The organism is Streptomyces sp. NPDC058701 (assembly GCF_042715295.1).
Taxonomy (GTDB): Bacteria; Actinomycetota; Actinomycetes; order Streptomycetales; family Streptomycetaceae; genus Streptomyces.
On sequence record NZ_JBHXSY010000008.1, the window covers coordinates 168,670 to 182,925 of the forward strand.

The following is a 14,256-nucleotide window of genomic DNA, read 5'->3' on the forward strand; positions in this document are numbered from 1 at the left end:
CTCACTGCTCCAGGGCGTTGTCGATCGCCTTCACCGCGGCCTCCCAGCCCTCCTGCGGGCTGCGGCCCTTCTGGTCGACCTGGAGCATCCCGATGTCCGCCAGGTTCTGCGCGATCACCAGGTCCTTCGGACCGATCACCGTCACCGGCACGCCCTCCGCCGCCCGCGCGAAGATCTCGCCGATCGGGGCGCCCCCGAAGTACGGGTGCTGCGCTCCCGACACCGCCGGAATCTTGTACGCGGCGCTCGCGCTCGGGAAGCTGCCGCGCTTCTCGAACAGCTTCGCCTGCTGCGCGGGAGCCGTCAGCCAGGCCGCGAGCTTCGCCGCCTCCTCGGCGTGCTTGCCCGCCTTGGGCACCACGAGGAAGGAGCCGCCCCAGTTGCTCGGCTTCGGCGCCGCCGCCACGTCCCACTTGTCCTTGCCGGCCGGACCGGCCTTGTCCTGGATGTAACCGAGCATCCAGGCCGGGCAGGAGACGGTCGCGAAGTTGCCGTTGGAGAAGCCCTGGTCCCAGGACGGGGTGAACTGCTGGAGCTTGGCGCTGAGCCCCTCGGTCGCGAAGGAGGCCGCCAGGTCGAACGCGCCGCGCACCGCGGGGTTGGTCTTGTAGGCGACCTTGCCCTGCTCGTCGTAGTACCGCTGCGCGCTGCTCCCGGTCACCGCCGCCATCACGCCCGACGCCGAGTCGACGAACGCCTTGCCCTCGCCGGCCTTCGCCTTGTAGGCCTTGCCCGCCTCCAGGTACTTGTTCCAGTCGCCCGCCCACAGCGCCCCGACCGCCGCCCGGTCGGTGGGCAGCCCGGCCGCCGCGAAGAGGTCCTTGCGGTAGCAGATGCCCTGCGGGCCTATGTCGGTGCCGAGGGCGACCGTCGCCCCGCTCTTCGCCGTGCCCTGGGACCACTTCCACGGCAGGTACGCGGACTTGTCCACGCCCGCCGCCTTGCCCAGGTCCACCAGCTTGTCCGCCTGGGTGGCGGTGATCTCGGCGATGTTGTTGACCTCGACGGCCTGGATGTCGGCGAGCCCGCTTCCGGTGCCCAGGTGGGTGAGGAGCTGCGGGTAGTAGTTCTCGTTCCGCTCGATGGAGGTCTGCTCGATGCGGATGCCGGGGTTCTGCGCCGTGTACTCGTCGTAGAGGCCGGCCTCCTGGAGCCCGAAGGCCCCGAAGACCCCGACGGTCAGCGTCGTCTTCGCCTTGCCGTCGGCCGGGGCTCCCGGCTCGGGCTTCTCGGCCGGGTCCTGCGCGCACCCCGCGAGCAGCAGGGCCGCCGCCCCCCACGCGGTGCCTGCTGTGAGAAGGGTTCTTCGGGCTCGGGTGTGGGCTCGCATGTGCATCCTCCCTGAAGGACGGAACGTGCCGGGTGTCGTGTGACACAGTGTGGGAGCGCTCCCACAGTCGTCAAGGGGTAGATTCACAACCGGGAGGAAGACATGAACGGGCACGGGCGCAGTGGGGGACGGCCGACCCTGGAGGAGGTCGCGGCGCGCGCCGGAGTCGGGCGCGGCACGGTCTCCCGGGTGATCAACGGATCCTCCAAGGTCAGCGAGCACACCAGGGCCGCCGTGGAGGCGGCCGTGGCCGAGCTGGCGTACGTACCCAACCGCGCGGCACGGGCCCTCGCGGCCAACCGCACCGACGCCGTCGCCCTCGTGATCCCCGAGCCCGAGGCCCGCTTCTTCGCCGAGCCGTACTTCTCCGACGTGGTCCGCGGGGTCGGCGCCGCCCTCGCCGAGACCGACGTGCAGCTCGTGCTCACCCTGGCCGGCAGCGACCGCGAGCGGCGCCGCCTGGCACAGTACCTTTCCGGCCACCGCGTCGACGGGGTGCTGCTCGTCTCGGTCCACGCGGGCGACCCGCTGCCCGAGCTGCTGGCCGAGCTCGGCATCCCCACCGTGATCAGCGGCCGCCGCTCGGCCGAGGAGACGCTGCCCAGCGTGGATTCCGACAACCTCGCGGGCGCCGCCGAGGCCGTACGCCACCTCCTCGGGCGGGGCCGCCGCGCCATCGCCACGATCACCGGCCCGCTGGACGTGTACGGGGCCCAGTGCCGCCTGGACGGCTACCGGCAGGCCCTGGCCGCCGCCGGACACCCGGCCGACGCGGAACTGGTCTCGGTCGGCGACTTCACCGAGGACGGCGGCCGCCGGGCCATGCGCGAGCTCCTGGACCGCAGGCCCGCCCTCGACGCCGTCTTCGCCGCCTCCGACGTCATGGCGGCGGGAGCCCGGTTCGAGCTGCGTGCCGCCGGCCGCCGGATCCCGCAGGACGTGGCGCTGGTCGGCTTCGACGACTCGGTGGTGGCCCGCCACATGCACCCGCCGCTGACCAGCGTCCGGCAGCCGATCGAGGAGATGGGCCGGACCATGACGCGGCTGCTGCTGGACCGGATCGCGGGCCGACAGCCCGCGGGGGAGCCGGGCGCGACGGGCGGCAAGGACCCGGGCGTACCGGCGGTCGTGCTGCCGAACAGCCTCGTGGTCCGCGAGTCGTCCTGACCCCGCACCGGGCAGGGGCCCCGCACCGGAGGCGGGCCCCGCACCGGGCACGCAGAAGGCCCCGGTCCGCTTTCGCGTACCGGGGCCTCCCCACAGGGTGAGTGACGGGACTTGAACCCGCGGCCACCTGGACCACAACCAGGTGCTCTACCAACTGAGCTACACCCACCATGTCCGGTCGGAGAACCGACCGGCCGAAGAAAAGCGTACAGGGTCCGGGAGGGTGCTCGCTCCACCCTTTTCCCGCGCCCGCCTCCGGTGTGCCCCGCCGGTGCGGCCCTACAGCCCCGGCACGACGTGCTTGGCGGCGATCGCCCGAGCCGTGTCCGAGTCCGGCCCGGGCTGCGGCACGAAGACCGCCTCGCGGTAGTAGCGCAGCTCGGCGATCGAGTCCTTGATGTCCGCGAGCGCCCGGTGGTTGCCGTTCTTCGGCGGACTGTTGAAGTAGGCCTTGGGGTACCAGCGGCGCGCCAGCTCCTTGACCGAGGACACGTCCACGATCCGGTAGTGCATGTAGCCCTCCAGCGCGGCCATGTCGCGCAGCAGGAACCCGCGGTCGGTGCCGACCGAGTTCCCGCAGAGGGGCGCCTTGCGCGGCTCCTTCACGTGTTCCCGTACGTAGGCCAGGACCTGCGCCTCGGCATCCGCGAGGGTGGTCCCGCCGGCCAGCTCGTCGAGCAGTCCGGAGGAGGTGTGCATCTCGCGCACCACGTCGGGCATGGTCTCCAGTGCGGCGTCCGGCGGGCGGATCACGATGTCCACGCCGTCGCCGAGCACGTTGAGCTCCGAGTCGGTGACCAGTGCGGCCACCTCGATAAGTGCGTCGTCCGTCAACGAGAGCCCGGTCATCTCGCAGTCGATCCACACCATGCGATCGTTCATGTGTCCCACCTTATGCGGTCCCTTCGGGCCGGGACCGCACATGCGGAAGGTCCCCCGCCGGCGGTGACCGGCGGAGGACCTGCGCCTCACGTACCCGCTGTGGGGGTTACGCGTGTTCCCGCAGGACGCGGCCCGGGGCGTACAGCTCCGTCACCGTCGGGCCCGCGGCGGCCAGGGCCGCCGCCGCCCGCTGGGGCTGCGGAGTGCGCTGGTGCGGCAGGGGCCCCCCGGAGATGTCGGAGACCTGCGCCACCTCCGCCTGCGGGCGGCGTGCCCGATAGGCGGACCGGTAGGCGGCCGGGGAGGACCCCAGCTGCCGCCGGAAGTGACCGCGCAGGGCGACCGGCGAGCGGAACCCGCAGCGCCCGGCGACCTCGTCGACCGAGTAGTCGGACGTCTCCAGCAGCCGCTGTGCCTGGAGCACCCGCTGGGTGATCAGCCACTGCAGCGGCGCGCTGCCGGTCAGTGAGCGGAAGCGCCGGTCGAACGTGCGCCGGCTCATGTAGGCGCGGGCCGCCAGGGTTTCCACGTCGAACTGCTCGTGGAGGTGCTCCAGCGCCCAGGCGACGACCTCGGCCAGCGGGTCGGCGCCGATCTCCTCCGGCAGCGACCGGTCGAGGTAGCGCTCCTGGCCGCCCGTCCGGCGCGGCGGCACGACGAGCCTGCGGGCCAGGGCCCCGGCCGCCTCGCTGCCGTGGTCCGTGCGCACGATGTGCAGGCAGAGGTCGATTCCGGCCGCCGTGCCCGCGGACGTGAGCACGTCGCCGTCGTCGACGAACAGTTCGCGCGGATCGACGTGGACGGACGGGTACCGCTTGGCCAGCGTCGGCGCGTACATCCAGTGCGTCGTCGCGGGCCGGCCGTCCAGCAGACCGGCGGCGGCGAGCACGAAGGCCCCCGTGCACAGTCCGACGATCCGGGCCCCCTCCTCGTGCGCCAGACGCAGCGCGTCGAGCGCCTCGGGCGGCGGCGGTGAGGTGATGGAACGCCAGGCGGGCACGACGACCGTGCCTGCCCGGGCGATCGCCTCCAACCCGTATGGCGCGGTCAGTTCGAGTCCGCCGGTGGTCCTGAGCGGACCGTCCTCACCGGCGCACACGAGCAGTCGGTAGCGTGGAACTCCCGCGTCCTGCCGGTCGATGCCGAACACGGAAAGTGGAATGGAGCTCTCGAAGATCGGTCCGCCGCTGAAGAGCAGCACCGCGACGATCTCCCTGCGGCGACGCCCCGCGAGCTTCCGGCCGGCGTCTGCGACGACGGCGGTGGAATCCTGGCTCATGGCGCTAAGCCCCCCTTGGGTGTCGCGACTCCTTGGTCTGGTCGCACCTGCACGTTTCCCCTCGGCCTTGCACGTGGATCCCCCGCCGTAAATACATGATCGAATCTACTGCGTCCCGTGGTGTCGGCGTGACAAGTTCAGCACGCAGCGCTATGTCGACTTGGCAACTTGGCGAAAAGCATTCGATCAGGAAGCGTTCCACTCCGCTACCCGGGTGGGAAGCGTGCTGTCCGGCCATGGCCAGTACCCGTACGGTCACGGCGCCCCCCGGGCTCCGTCGTCGCTGGTGGTGGGGGGAGCGGGCGGACATTCCGGCAAGGGGGGCACCCTGCCGGGAAGTTGGCTTAAAACATGCGGGTGTGGGTGTACGAATAAGTCAGTCCTGCGGGGACGCGGTGTCGGAGCCGTGGCAGCCGCGGTGGCTCCCCGTGCCGGAGCGCGAGTGCCGGCCGCGGTGGACGGACGGCGTGCGCGCCTCCGCCAGGACCCGGTCCGCGGCCCGGTCCGTCTCCTCCGAGTAGCGCAGCATCGCCCGGCACGCGGCGGTGACGACGAGCAGCCCGAGGGTCGCGACGGCGGCCCCGCCGTAGGAGGTCCCGTAGACGACGAGCACCACCGGGACGAGCAGGCAGCTGAAGGCGGCCCAGCGCACGACGTCGCCCGCGGGGTCGTCGTGGGGGTGTCCGGAGCGGTGCGCGGACGGGTGGAGGGGTGATCGCGGGGCGGGGGCGGACGGCGGGGTCGTGTCGGCGAACGGGGCGGACTGCGTCCGCCGGGCGGGCTGGACGGGGTGAACCGGATGGCCGGGCACGGCGTACTCCCTGCGGGCTCTTCCTGGACGGTCGGACGTGTGTCCAACGCCTCGCGACGGGCCTCGGTCACTGTGCGCACGGGTGGCTCCGCCCGGACTCGTCACTGGCTGTAGGGGACAGCGGTCATTGCCAAGGAGCGCTCGCTCCGGCATGCTCCCTGGGACGCTCTCCAGGGGCGGCAAGCCCTGTGCAGGATCAGAGTGTCGCCGTACCCTGGTGGGTATGGGCTTGGGAAGATGCTTCCCGGACAGAGCTCCGTCACACAGTGTCGCCACTTTTCCCCTGTCGCTTCCTCCAAGAACCTTCGCCGAGACACCCATGGCCGGTCACGAATTCTCCGAACCCGGGGACCGCAAGCGCAAGCGCCTCGCCGACCCCGCGTCGGCCGCCGAGCTGCGTGCGGTGGAACAGCCACGCCTTCCGTGCGACCCGGCCTTCCGGCACGGGGTCGTCGTGGGATTCGACGGCTCCACGTCCAGTGAGCGCGCCCTCGCGTACGCCATCGGCATGGCGAGGCGCTCCGGATCCGGCCTGATCATCGTCCACGTGGCCAACCGGCTGCCCACCACCGTGTGGGCCGGCTGCGAGCCACCCGTCTTCGTGGACGTGCCCGACCACCGGACCGAGGTGCTCGGGCTGGAGCTCGCCTGCGCGGACTACCTGGCGGAAGTGCCATGGATCCTGGTCGAGCGCGGTGGGGACATCTGCCATGAGCTGGAGGAGGTCGGCCGGGAGTATTCGGCCGACGCCATCGTCGTCGGCTCCACGCACGGGATCGTCGGCCGGATCTTCGGATCGGTGGCGGGTCGGCTGGCCAAGCGCGCACAGCGACCGGTTGTTGTCATTCCGTAACCGGCTGTACGGCGCTTGTGCGGTTGTGCGTCTATGTAAAGGGTAAATAAGTGCCGCTGGGACGCAGCAAACAACTGCAGATCGAAGGGAGCCCGCCGTGGACAACGGTGTCTCTGCGGGAAGCACGGCCTCGACTTCGACCCTCGGGCACATCGCCCTGGGTCTCACCCTTCTGGCGTTCGGCGTCGGTCACACCGGCGTCATCGACGGCGTGACCGCCGCCGGCTCCGTGTCGCTCGCGACGTACGTCGGCGGTATCGCCCTGTTCGTCCTCGGGATCCTCGAATTCCGCGGCGGTGACGGATTCAACGGCACGGCGTTCGCGGGCCTGGGAGCCTTCTGGTTCACCTGGGCCGCGGGAGCGGACGCGAAGGTTTCGGCGGACGCGGCCGGAACGTTCCTTCTCCTGTTCGTGCTGCTGGGCGTCACCCTCACCGTGGGCGCCGCGAGCGGCCTGTTCGGACAGGCCGTGTACGGCCTGTTCACCCTCTCGCTGCTGCTCCTGGCGATCGGCGCCTTCGCGGACAGCGGCGTGCTGGGCAAGGCCGCCGGCTGGGTGGCTGCGGTCGCCGGGCTGCTGGCCTGGTACGGGGCCACCGCGGCCCTGGCGCACTGGCCGATGGCCTTCGGCCGGGGCAGGTCGGCGAACCGCAGCGCGGTCGCCGCGAGCTGAGCCGAGCTGAGCCGAGCTGAGCGGCACCGCCACCTGTCGGCGGGCCGACCGCCCGGAACGCGGAACGGCCCCCGGGGTGTCCCGGGGGCCGTTCCCTGTGTCGTGCCCGGCGGGCCGGATCGGCGCGCCCGTCGCGCCCCGCCCGCCGCCGCCCGCTATTCGACCGTGACGGACTTCGCCAGGTTGCGCGGCTTGTCGATGTCCCGGCCCAGGGCCAGGGCGGTGTGGTAGGCGAGCAGCTGGAGCGGGATGCCCATCAGGATCGGGTCCAGCTCGTCCTCGTTCTTGGGCACGAGGATCGTGTGGTCGGCCTTCTCCTGCTCGCGGTGGGCGACCGCCAGGATCCGGCCGCTGCGGGCCTTGATCTCCTCCAGCGCCGCGCGGTTCTTGTCCAGCAGGTCGTCGTCGGGGACGATCGCGACGGTCGGCATCGCCGGCTCGATGAGCGCGAGCGGGCCGTGCTTGAGCTCGGAGGCCGGGTAGGCCTCGGCGTGGATGTAGGAGATCTCCTTGAGCTTCAGCGAGGCCTCCAGGGCCACGGGGTAGCCGCGCACCCGGCCGATGAACATCATCGACTTGGCCTCGGCGTACTCGGCCGCCAGCTTCTTGATCTCGTCCTCGCCCTCGAGGATCTCCTGGATCTGCGCGGGCAGCTTGCGCAGGCCGTCGATGATCCGCTTGCCGTCGGTGACCGACAGGTCGCGGATGCGACCCAGGTGCACGGCGAGCAGCGCGAAGGCCACGACCGTGTTGGTGAAGCACTTGGTGGAGACGACGCAGACCTCGGGGCCGGCGTGCACGTACACGCCGCCGTCCGCCTCGCGGGCGATCGCGGAACCGACGACGTTGACCACGCCGAGGACGCGGGCGCCCTTGCGCTTGAGCTCCTGCACGGCGGCGAGGACGTCGTACGTCTCGCCGGACTGCGAGACCGCGATGTAGAGGGTGTCGGGGTCCACGACCGGGTTGCGGTAGCGGAACTCGGACGCCGGCTCGGCGTCCGCGGGGATCCGGGCCATGCCCTCGATCAGACCGGCGCCGATCATGCCGGCGTGGTACGAGGTGCCGCAGCCCAGGATCTTGACCCGGCGGATGCCGCGCGCCTCGCGCGGGTCCAGGTTCAGGCCGCCGAGGTGGACGGTGGAGAAGCGGTCGTCGATCCGGCCGCGCAGCACGCGGTCGACCGCGTCGGGCTGTTCGGAGATCTCCTTGTGCATGTACGTGTCGTGGCCGCCCATGTCGTACGAGGCGGCCTCCCACTCCACGGTCTCCGGGGTGGCGGTCGTGGTCGTGCCGGTCGTCGTGTAGGTGCGGAAGTCGTCGGCCTTCAGGGTGGCCATTTCGCCGTCGCCGAGGGTGACGACCTGGCGGGTGTGGGCGACCAGGGCGGCGACGTCCGAGGCGACGAACATCTCCTTCTCGCCGATGCCGAGGACGACAGGGGAGCCGTTGCGGGCGACGACGATCCGGTCGGCGAAGTCGGAGTGCATGACGGCGATGCCGTAGGTGCCCTCGATGACCTTCAGCGCCTCGCGGACCTTCTCCTCCAGGGAGTCCGCCTGGGAGCGGGCGACCAGATGGACGATGACCTCGGTGTCGGTCTCCGAGACGAAGACGACGCCCTCGCCCTCGAGCTTGGCGCGCAGCTCGGAGGCGTTGTCGACGATGCCGTTGTGGACGACGGCGACCTTGTTCTCGGGGTCCAGGTGCGGGTGGGAGTTGATGTCGCTCGGGGCACCGTGCGTGGCCCAGCGGGTGTGGGCGATGCCGGTGGTGCCGGTGAAGCGCTTGGGCACGCGGGACTCCAGCTCGCGGACCCGGCCCTTGGCCTTGACGACCTTCAGAGCGCTGGCCTTCGGGCTGTTGACCACGATGCCCGCCGAGTCGTAGCCGCGGTACTCCAGCCGCTGCAGACCCTCCAGCAGCAGTGGTGCCACGTCACGCTTGCCGATGTATCCCACGATTCCGCACATGCGGTGTTGCCCCTCCTGAAGTCCGGTGATCCGTGCTCAGCCGTAGACGATGCGGCGCAGTTGCCGGAGCGAGAGCTCCGGCGGCGCCACGGCGCGGTGCGGCAGTTCTGCCGCGATCCGCTCGAAGATCTCCGCGTTCACCGATCCGCCGGACTGCAGTTCCCGGTGGCGGCGGCGGACGAACTCCTCGGTCGTCTCGTCGAAGTACGCGAGCACGTCGAGCACCACCCGGGTGGCCTCGCCGCGCTGGAGCGCGGTGCTGCGCACCAGGTGGTCGACGAGGTCGTCGTGCGACGGACGGCGATCGAGCACCCGTAGATAGTGGCGTCTCACGGAAGTGAATGCAAAGATCCTGCCCGGAATCGGGCAGGATCTCTCTGGTCCGTACCAACGGAATGGATGGATCCGGTCAGAAACGCCGCAGAACGGACTGTTTGGCGGCCGTGAACTCGTCCTCCGTGAGGATCCCCGACTGGTGCAGCTCGCCGAGTTCGCGCAGCCGCCGCAGCAGCGTGTCGTGGTCCGCCGGGCCGTCCTCCGGGGCCGGGGCTGCGGCGGCCGCGGCCGCCAAGGCGGGAGCGACCCTGGTGGCGGGGGCCGCCGGGTGCGGCATGCGCGCGGCCACCGCCGCGGCGACCAGTGCCATCAGGGGATCGTTCTTGAAGCCGAAGAGCTCCACCGTGTACGGGTCGTACTTGGGCGGCGTGGCGGCCGTGTTCCCCGTCGGGGCGAAGCGCAGCCAGCCGTTCGTCAGCCCCTTGGACGGGCACCACTCCACCGCCCGGAGCTCCGAGAGCTTGACGGTTCGGGTCCCGCCGGAGCGCTTGGCCTCCTCCGCCGTCCAGTTCCACTCCAGGGTGACGCGGTCTCCGTCGAAGGCGACGGTTCCGTCGCCCGCGCCCGCCGTGATCGGCACCGGGGGGCCGGTCAGCAGGTACGCGTCCGCCGGGCCCGACTCCACCTGTTCCAGCAGCAGGGCGTTGCGCACCTCGTCCACGAAGTACTCCGCGACCCCGCTGCGGTCCGAGTCCACGGTGAGGCGGTACGGGTCGGAGGCCTCCGGCAGCCGCCCGCCCGTCACCTGGAGCAGGGGATCGGCGCCGTCACGCAGCCGCAGCCGGAGACGCCCGGAGCGGCGGCCCGGTTCGTAGCTGATCCCGGCCACCGCGCGCAGCGGGACGGCGACTTCGCCGAGGGTCTGGCGCAACAGCCCCACCCCCTTGTCGCGGCCCGGAACGATGCGCACCGTGTCCCCGTCGAAGGTCCATGTGCCGTCCTTCTGGATGATTTCCGCCATCCGACGATTCTTGCACCGGCCGGCGCGCCCCACGGGGTCTATACCTGGCTGCATGAGAGTCCTGCGACGCACGCTCGGTACCCTCCTCGCCCTCGGCGCGTTCGCCGCCGCGTCCTCCTGCACCGCCGCCCGCGGTGACGACGCCCGGCCCGGCGACGATCCCCCCGCCGTGCTCGCCCCCTTCGAGCGGCTGCTGCCGGCGCCCGCCATGGCCCGCGCCGAAGGCCCGGGGTACGCCTTCGGGGCCGGCACGGTGATCCGTACCGGCCCGGCCGCGGGCGAGGAGGTCCGGCAGCTCGGCGAGCTCTTGGCGGAGCAACTGCGCGGCCCCAGCGGGCTGCCGCTGCCCGTGGTCGACGGGGCGGCGGGGGACGGCATCCGGCTGCGGCTCGACGGGGAGGCGGAGGGGGTGGGGGACGAGGGCTACCGCCTGGAGTCCGGCCCCGACGGGATCACCCTCACCGCGCGCACCCCCGCCGGGCTCTTCCACGCGGGGCAGACGCTGCGGCAGCTGGTCCCGGTGGCCGGGCCCGGCACGGTGCCGGGCGGGACGGTCGAGGACCGGCCGAGGTTCGCGTACCGGGGGGCCATGATCGACATCGCCCGGCACTTCTTCACGGTGGCTCAGGTGAAGCGGTACGTCGACCAGCTCGCCCAGTACAAGGTCAACACCCTGCACGTGCACCTGACCGACGATCAGGGGTGGCGCCTGGCGGTCGACTCCTGGCCGCGGCTCGCGGAGCACGGCGGCGGCAGCGAGGTCGGCGGCGGGCCCGGCGGCTACTGGACCAAGGCCGAGTACCGCGAGCTGGTGGCGTACGCGGGGGCGCGGTACGTGGACGTGGTCCCTGAGATCGACATGCCGGGTCATGTGAACGCGGCGCTGTCCTCGTACCCGGAGCTGAACTGCGACGGGAAGGCCCCCGAGCGGTACACCGGGATCAAGGTCGGCTTCAGCTCGCTGTGCGTGGCGAAGGAGCGGACGTACGAGTTCGTCGACGACGTGCTCGGCGAGCTGGCGGAGCTGACGCCCGGGCGCTACCTGCACATCGGCGGCGACGAGGCGCACACGACCCCGGCGGCGGACTACGCGGCCTTCATGGACCGGGCCCAGGCGGTGGTCGCCAAGCACGGCAAGACGGTGGTCGCCTGGCACCAGCTGGCGGCGGCCCGGCCCGCCGGGGGCGCGGTCCTCCAGTACTGGGGCCACGACAGGACGTCGGCCGCGGAGAAGGCCGGGGTGGTGGCGGCCGCGAAGGCGGGCCACCCGGTGATCCTGTCGCCGGCGGACCGGCTGTACCTGGACATGAAGTACGACGCGGCGACGAAGCCGGGCCTGGCCTGGGCCGGCCACGTGCCGGTCGAGCGGGCGTACTCCTGGAACCCGGGCGCCTATCTGGCCGGGGTGCCGGAGTCCGCGGTGCTGGGGGTGGAGGCGCCGCTCTGGACGGAGACGATCGCGACCCGGGCGGACTGGGAGTACATGGCGTTCCCTCGGGTGCTCGGGCTGGCCGAGCTGGGGTGGTCGCAGGCCGGGTCGCTCGGCTGGGACGACTACCGGCGGCGGCTCGCGGCGCAGGGGCCCCGGCTGGACGCGCAGGGGGTGGACTTCCACCGGGCGCCGGGCGTGCCCTGGAACTGAGCACGGCGGGCCCCGGCGGGTGGACGCGCGGCGGCGCGGTCGCGAAGAGGGGCCGCTGGGGTCTTCGCGTCCGCGCCGTGGTGCCGGGGGCGGGCGGGATGTCGAGGGACCGTATCGACAACCACCCGCCCCCGGCGTGCGATTCTTAGGTTAGCCTCACCTAATTAGAAGTGCAATGCCGAAGGGCCCCGGTGGGAAACCGGGGCCCAACTCGACACCGTTCCACGGCCGATGGCCGCTGACTAGCACTCGGACGCCGGATCCTCGCCGGGCGCCGTGCCCGCGGCGGCCTCGGCGAGGAGCTGCTCCTCGCTGGCGCCGAGCCGCCAGTACCCGGCGAAGCCGACCGAGCGACGGTCGATCGCGCGGTCCCGCACGAAGTGGCGGCGCACCGCGCGGACCGCGCCGGCCTCGCCCGCCAGCCACACGTACGGGGCGACGGCTTCCGGGAGCCGTGCCGAGCGCAGCGCCTCCGGCACCGCCCCGGCGCGCTCACGCGCCGCCTCCCCGCGCACGATCCAGGTGACGTCCGCACCGGCGGGAGCCCGCAGGCCGATCCGGTCGTCCGCGTGCGGCACCTCGAACCAGGCCCGTACCGGCGGGCCGGCGGGCAGCCGTTCCAGGATCGCGGCCGCTGCGGGGAGGGCGGTCTCGTCCGCGTACAGGAAGAACGCGTCGGCGCCGGCCGGGGGCCGGAACCGTACGGACTTGTTCTCCGCGACGGCCGGACCGATCGCCAGGATCCGGCGGCCGGCGACCGCGCTGCCCGCCCAGCGGGCCGCGGGCGATCCGCCCGGCCGCCGGCCGCCGGCCCGGCGTCGTGCAGCACGAAGTCGATGTCGACCTCGTCCGCGCCGTCGGGCGTACGGCGCTGCTCGCGCACGGTGTACGAGCGCATGGGCGGGCGCTCCTCGTCCGGCATCCCGCGCCAGGCGGCGTACCAGGTGTCCTCGCCGGTGGACGGGAGCACGGTGTGCTCCCGGTGCGACGGCGGCAGGAACAGCGACAGGCTCTGGTCGAAGCCGCCCGAGCGGAACTCCGCGAGGGCCTCCCCGCCGAACGTGACGCGCAGGAACGAGTGCCCGAGCCGGAGGGTGCGCACCACTTCGAGGTCGAAGAACCGGAAGGGGGCGGCGGCCGGGGTGTCCGGCGCGGCGGCGGTCATGCGGAGATCCCTCCGGAGTTCGGCCGGTGTGCAGCCGGGACGTCGGCCTGGACACCGGCCCGAACGGAAGGGAGGTCAGCCGACCTTCTTGGCGTCCTGGACGGCCTTCGCGAGGTCCTCCAGGATCTGGGCGCACTTGTCGTACGAGTAGATCGGCTCGGTCACGCGGGGGGCGACCTGGCCGGCCTTGACCGCGGGGAGCTCGGCCCAGGTGGGCTTCTCCTTGCCCAGGGTCTCGGGCTGCAGGGCGCTGCTGCGGTTGTCGAGCAGGATGAGGTCCGCCTTGTACTTGCCGGCGTTCTCCCAGCTGAGGCTCTCGAAGAAGTCGCCCTCGTCCAGCTTGTCCGGGGTGATGAACTCGACGCCCAGCTGCTGGAAGTAGCTCAGGTCGGCGGAGGTCTTCGGGTTGGAGGCGTAGAAGATCTCCGGGGAGCCGGAGCCGACGAGGACCTTGATGCCAGGGTTGGCCTTGGTGGCCTGGCGGACCTTCTCGGCGGCGGCCTCGAAGCGGGCCTTCGCGTCGGCCGTCTTCTTGGCCTCCATGTCCGCGCCCAGGGACGTGGCGAGGTCGGCGGTGCGCTGGAGGGCCTTGTCCATGGTGGCGTCCTTGCCGACGCTGATCGCGGCGGCCGGGGCCAGCTTCAGGATCTTGTCCTTGGACGCCTCCGGGACGTACCAGTAGCTGCCGTCCCAGGTGTTGGTGACGAGGAGGTCGGGCTGGAGGGAGGCGTACTTCTCGACGTTGAACTGGTCGTAGACGTTCCCGAGGATCTCGACCTTGGATATGTCCAGCGAACCGGCCTGGACGTCCGGCTTGCCGTCGGCGGTCTTGGTCGGGCCGAAGACGCCCTTGACCGGGACGCCGTAGTCGTGGAGCGCGGCGGCGGTGCCGGTGAAGGCGACGATGTTCTTCGGCGTGGACTTGCTGCTCACGTCGACGCCGAGGTCGTCCTTGAACGTCCACGGGCCCGAGGCGGCCGCGCCCTTGTCCTTGCCGCCGTCGCCCTTCGCCGAGTCGTCGCCGCCGCCGCACGCGGCGAGCGCCGCGACGAGGCCGAGGGCGCCGCCGGCGGCGATGAAGCCGCGACGGGTGAGGGGGGAGGTCCGCGACTTGGGCATGTCGATGTCCGCTTTCGTGGGTCAGGGCGGCCGCTGGCCGTTTGGAGGGAAGGTTAGCCTAACCT

Annotated in this window: 12 protein-coding genes, 1 tRNA gene and 1 pseudogene; 4 read left to right on the top strand and 10 right to left on the bottom strand. The window is 72.0% G+C overall.

The window, feature by feature from the left end; all coding sequences use genetic code 11:
- Position 1 precedes the first annotated feature (1 nt).
- On the bottom strand, positions 2-1,330 hold the full coding sequence (locus ACFWW8_RS11635; RefSeq protein ID WP_386526836.1) for an ABC transporter substrate-binding protein: 1,329 nt from the start codon (positions 1,328-1,330) through the stop codon (positions 2-4).
- Positions 1,331-1,432: 102 nt separating this feature from the next.
- Between ACFWW8_RS11635 and ACFWW8_RS11640 the strand changes: the two genes are divergently transcribed.
- Positions 1,433-2,497, top strand: coding sequence for a LacI family DNA-binding transcriptional regulator (locus ACFWW8_RS11640; protein WP_386526838.1), 1,065 nt, complete (start codon positions 1,433-1,435; stop codon positions 2,495-2,497).
- A gap of 96 nt (positions 2,498-2,593) precedes the next feature.
- Here the strand turns inward: ACFWW8_RS11640 and ACFWW8_RS11645 are convergent.
- The 4 genes from ACFWW8_RS11645 to ACFWW8_RS11660 form a co-directional block, all read right to left on the bottom strand.
- Positions 2,594-2,666 (bottom strand) — tRNA-His (locus tag ACFWW8_RS11645).
- A gap of 110 nt (positions 2,667-2,776) precedes the next feature.
- The gene (orn, locus tag ACFWW8_RS11650) at positions 2,777-3,379 is read right to left on the bottom strand and encodes an oligoribonuclease (RefSeq protein ID WP_386526841.1); all 603 of its coding nucleotides are present in this window, start codon (positions 3,377-3,379) and stop codon (positions 2,777-2,779) included.
- Positions 3,380-3,485: 106 nt separating this feature from the next.
- Positions 3,486-4,658: a helix-turn-helix domain-containing protein gene (locus ACFWW8_RS11655; RefSeq protein WP_383917100.1), complete on the bottom strand. Its 1,173-nt coding sequence runs from the start codon at positions 4,656-4,658 to the stop codon at positions 3,486-3,488.
- A gap of 376 nt (positions 4,659-5,034) precedes the next feature.
- Entirely contained in the window at positions 5,035-5,469 is a 435-nt protein-coding gene (locus tag ACFWW8_RS11660) for a hypothetical protein (RefSeq protein ID WP_386526845.1), read from the bottom strand.
- A 319-nt stretch (positions 5,470-5,788) separates the two neighbouring features.
- Here ACFWW8_RS11660 and ACFWW8_RS11665 point away from each other — a divergent pair, with 319 nt between their 5' ends.
- Together ACFWW8_RS11665 and ACFWW8_RS11670 are read left to right on the top strand one after the other, a co-directional pair.
- Positions 5,789-6,322, top strand: a complete 534-nt coding sequence (locus ACFWW8_RS11665) for a universal stress protein (RefSeq protein ID WP_386526847.1) — start codon at positions 5,789-5,791, stop codon at positions 6,320-6,322.
- A 97-nt stretch (positions 6,323-6,419) separates the two neighbouring features.
- Positions 6,420-6,995 carry a GPR1/FUN34/YaaH family transporter gene (locus ACFWW8_RS11670; protein WP_386526850.1) on the top strand — a complete coding sequence of 192 codons (576 nt, stop codon included), beginning with the start codon at positions 6,420-6,422 and terminating at the stop codon, positions 6,993-6,995.
- Positions 6,996-7,150: 155 nt separating this feature from the next.
- Here ACFWW8_RS11670 and glmS read toward each other — a convergent pair whose 3' ends face one another.
- From glmS to ACFWW8_RS11685, 3 genes are all read right to left on the bottom strand, one after another.
- A complete protein-coding gene (gene glmS / locus ACFWW8_RS11675) occupies positions 7,151-8,968 on the bottom strand; it encodes a glutamine--fructose-6-phosphate transaminase (isomerizing) (protein ID WP_386526853.1) in 1,818 nt (605 codons plus the stop codon).
- A 36-nt stretch (positions 8,969-9,004) separates the two neighbouring features.
- On the bottom strand, positions 9,005-9,280 hold the full coding sequence (locus tag ACFWW8_RS11680; RefSeq protein ID WP_386526856.1) for a hypothetical protein: 276 nt from the start codon (positions 9,278-9,280) through the stop codon (positions 9,005-9,007).
- A 97-nt stretch (positions 9,281-9,377) separates the two neighbouring features.
- Positions 9,378-10,265 (bottom strand): DUF4429 domain-containing protein, encoded by an 888-nt coding sequence (locus ACFWW8_RS11685; protein ID WP_386526859.1) that lies wholly within the window; start codon positions 10,263-10,265, stop codon positions 9,378-9,380.
- Between the two features lie 52 nt (positions 10,266-10,317).
- Here ACFWW8_RS11685 and ACFWW8_RS11690 point away from each other — a divergent pair, with 52 nt between their 5' ends.
- On the top strand, positions 10,318-11,907 hold the full coding sequence (locus ACFWW8_RS11690) for a beta-N-acetylhexosaminidase (RefSeq protein ID WP_386526862.1): 1,590 nt from the start codon (positions 10,318-10,320) through the stop codon (positions 11,905-11,907).
- A gap of 242 nt (positions 11,908-12,149) precedes the next feature.
- Here ACFWW8_RS11690 and ACFWW8_RS11695 read toward each other — a convergent pair.
- A pseudogene (locus ACFWW8_RS11695) lies at positions 12,150-13,072 on the bottom strand (siderophore-interacting protein).
- A gap of 75 nt (positions 13,073-13,147) precedes the next feature.
- Positions 13,148-14,191: an ABC transporter substrate-binding protein gene (locus tag ACFWW8_RS11700; protein WP_386526864.1), complete on the bottom strand. Its 1,044-nt coding sequence runs from the start codon at positions 14,189-14,191 to the stop codon at positions 13,148-13,150.
- Positions 14,192-14,256 lie beyond the last annotated feature (65 nt).

Bases quoted from the DNA above. Each gene is read 5' to 3' on its own strand.
- ACFWW8_RS11635 (WP_386526836.1), bottom strand. From the start codon at position 1,330: ATGCGAGCCCACACCCGAGCCCGAAGAACCCTTCTCACAGCAGGCACC.
- ACFWW8_RS11640 (WP_386526838.1), top strand. From the start codon at position 1,433: ATGAACGGGCACGGGCGCAGTGGGGGACGGCCGACCCTGGAGGAGGTC.
- orn (WP_386526841.1), bottom strand. From the start codon at position 3,379: ATGAACGATCGCATGGTGTGGATCGACTGCGAGATGACCGGGCTCTCG.
- ACFWW8_RS11655 (WP_383917100.1), bottom strand. From the start codon at position 4,658: ATGAGCCAGGATTCCACCGCCGTCGTCGCAGACGCCGGCCGGAAGCTC.
- ACFWW8_RS11665 (WP_386526847.1), top strand. From the start codon at position 5,789: ATGGCCGGTCACGAATTCTCCGAACCCGGGGACCGCAAGCGCAAGCGC.
- glmS (WP_386526853.1), bottom strand. From the start codon at position 8,968: ATGTGCGGAATCGTGGGATACATCGGCAAGCGTGACGTGGCACCACTG.
- ACFWW8_RS11685 (WP_386526859.1), bottom strand. From the start codon at position 10,265: ATGGCGGAAATCATCCAGAAGGACGGCACATGGACCTTCGACGGGGAC.
- ACFWW8_RS11690 (WP_386526862.1), top strand. From the start codon at position 10,318: ATGAGAGTCCTGCGACGCACGCTCGGTACCCTCCTCGCCCTCGGCGCG.
- ACFWW8_RS11700 (WP_386526864.1), bottom strand. From the start codon at position 14,191: ATGCCCAAGTCGCGGACCTCCCCCCTCACCCGTCGCGGCTTCATCGCC.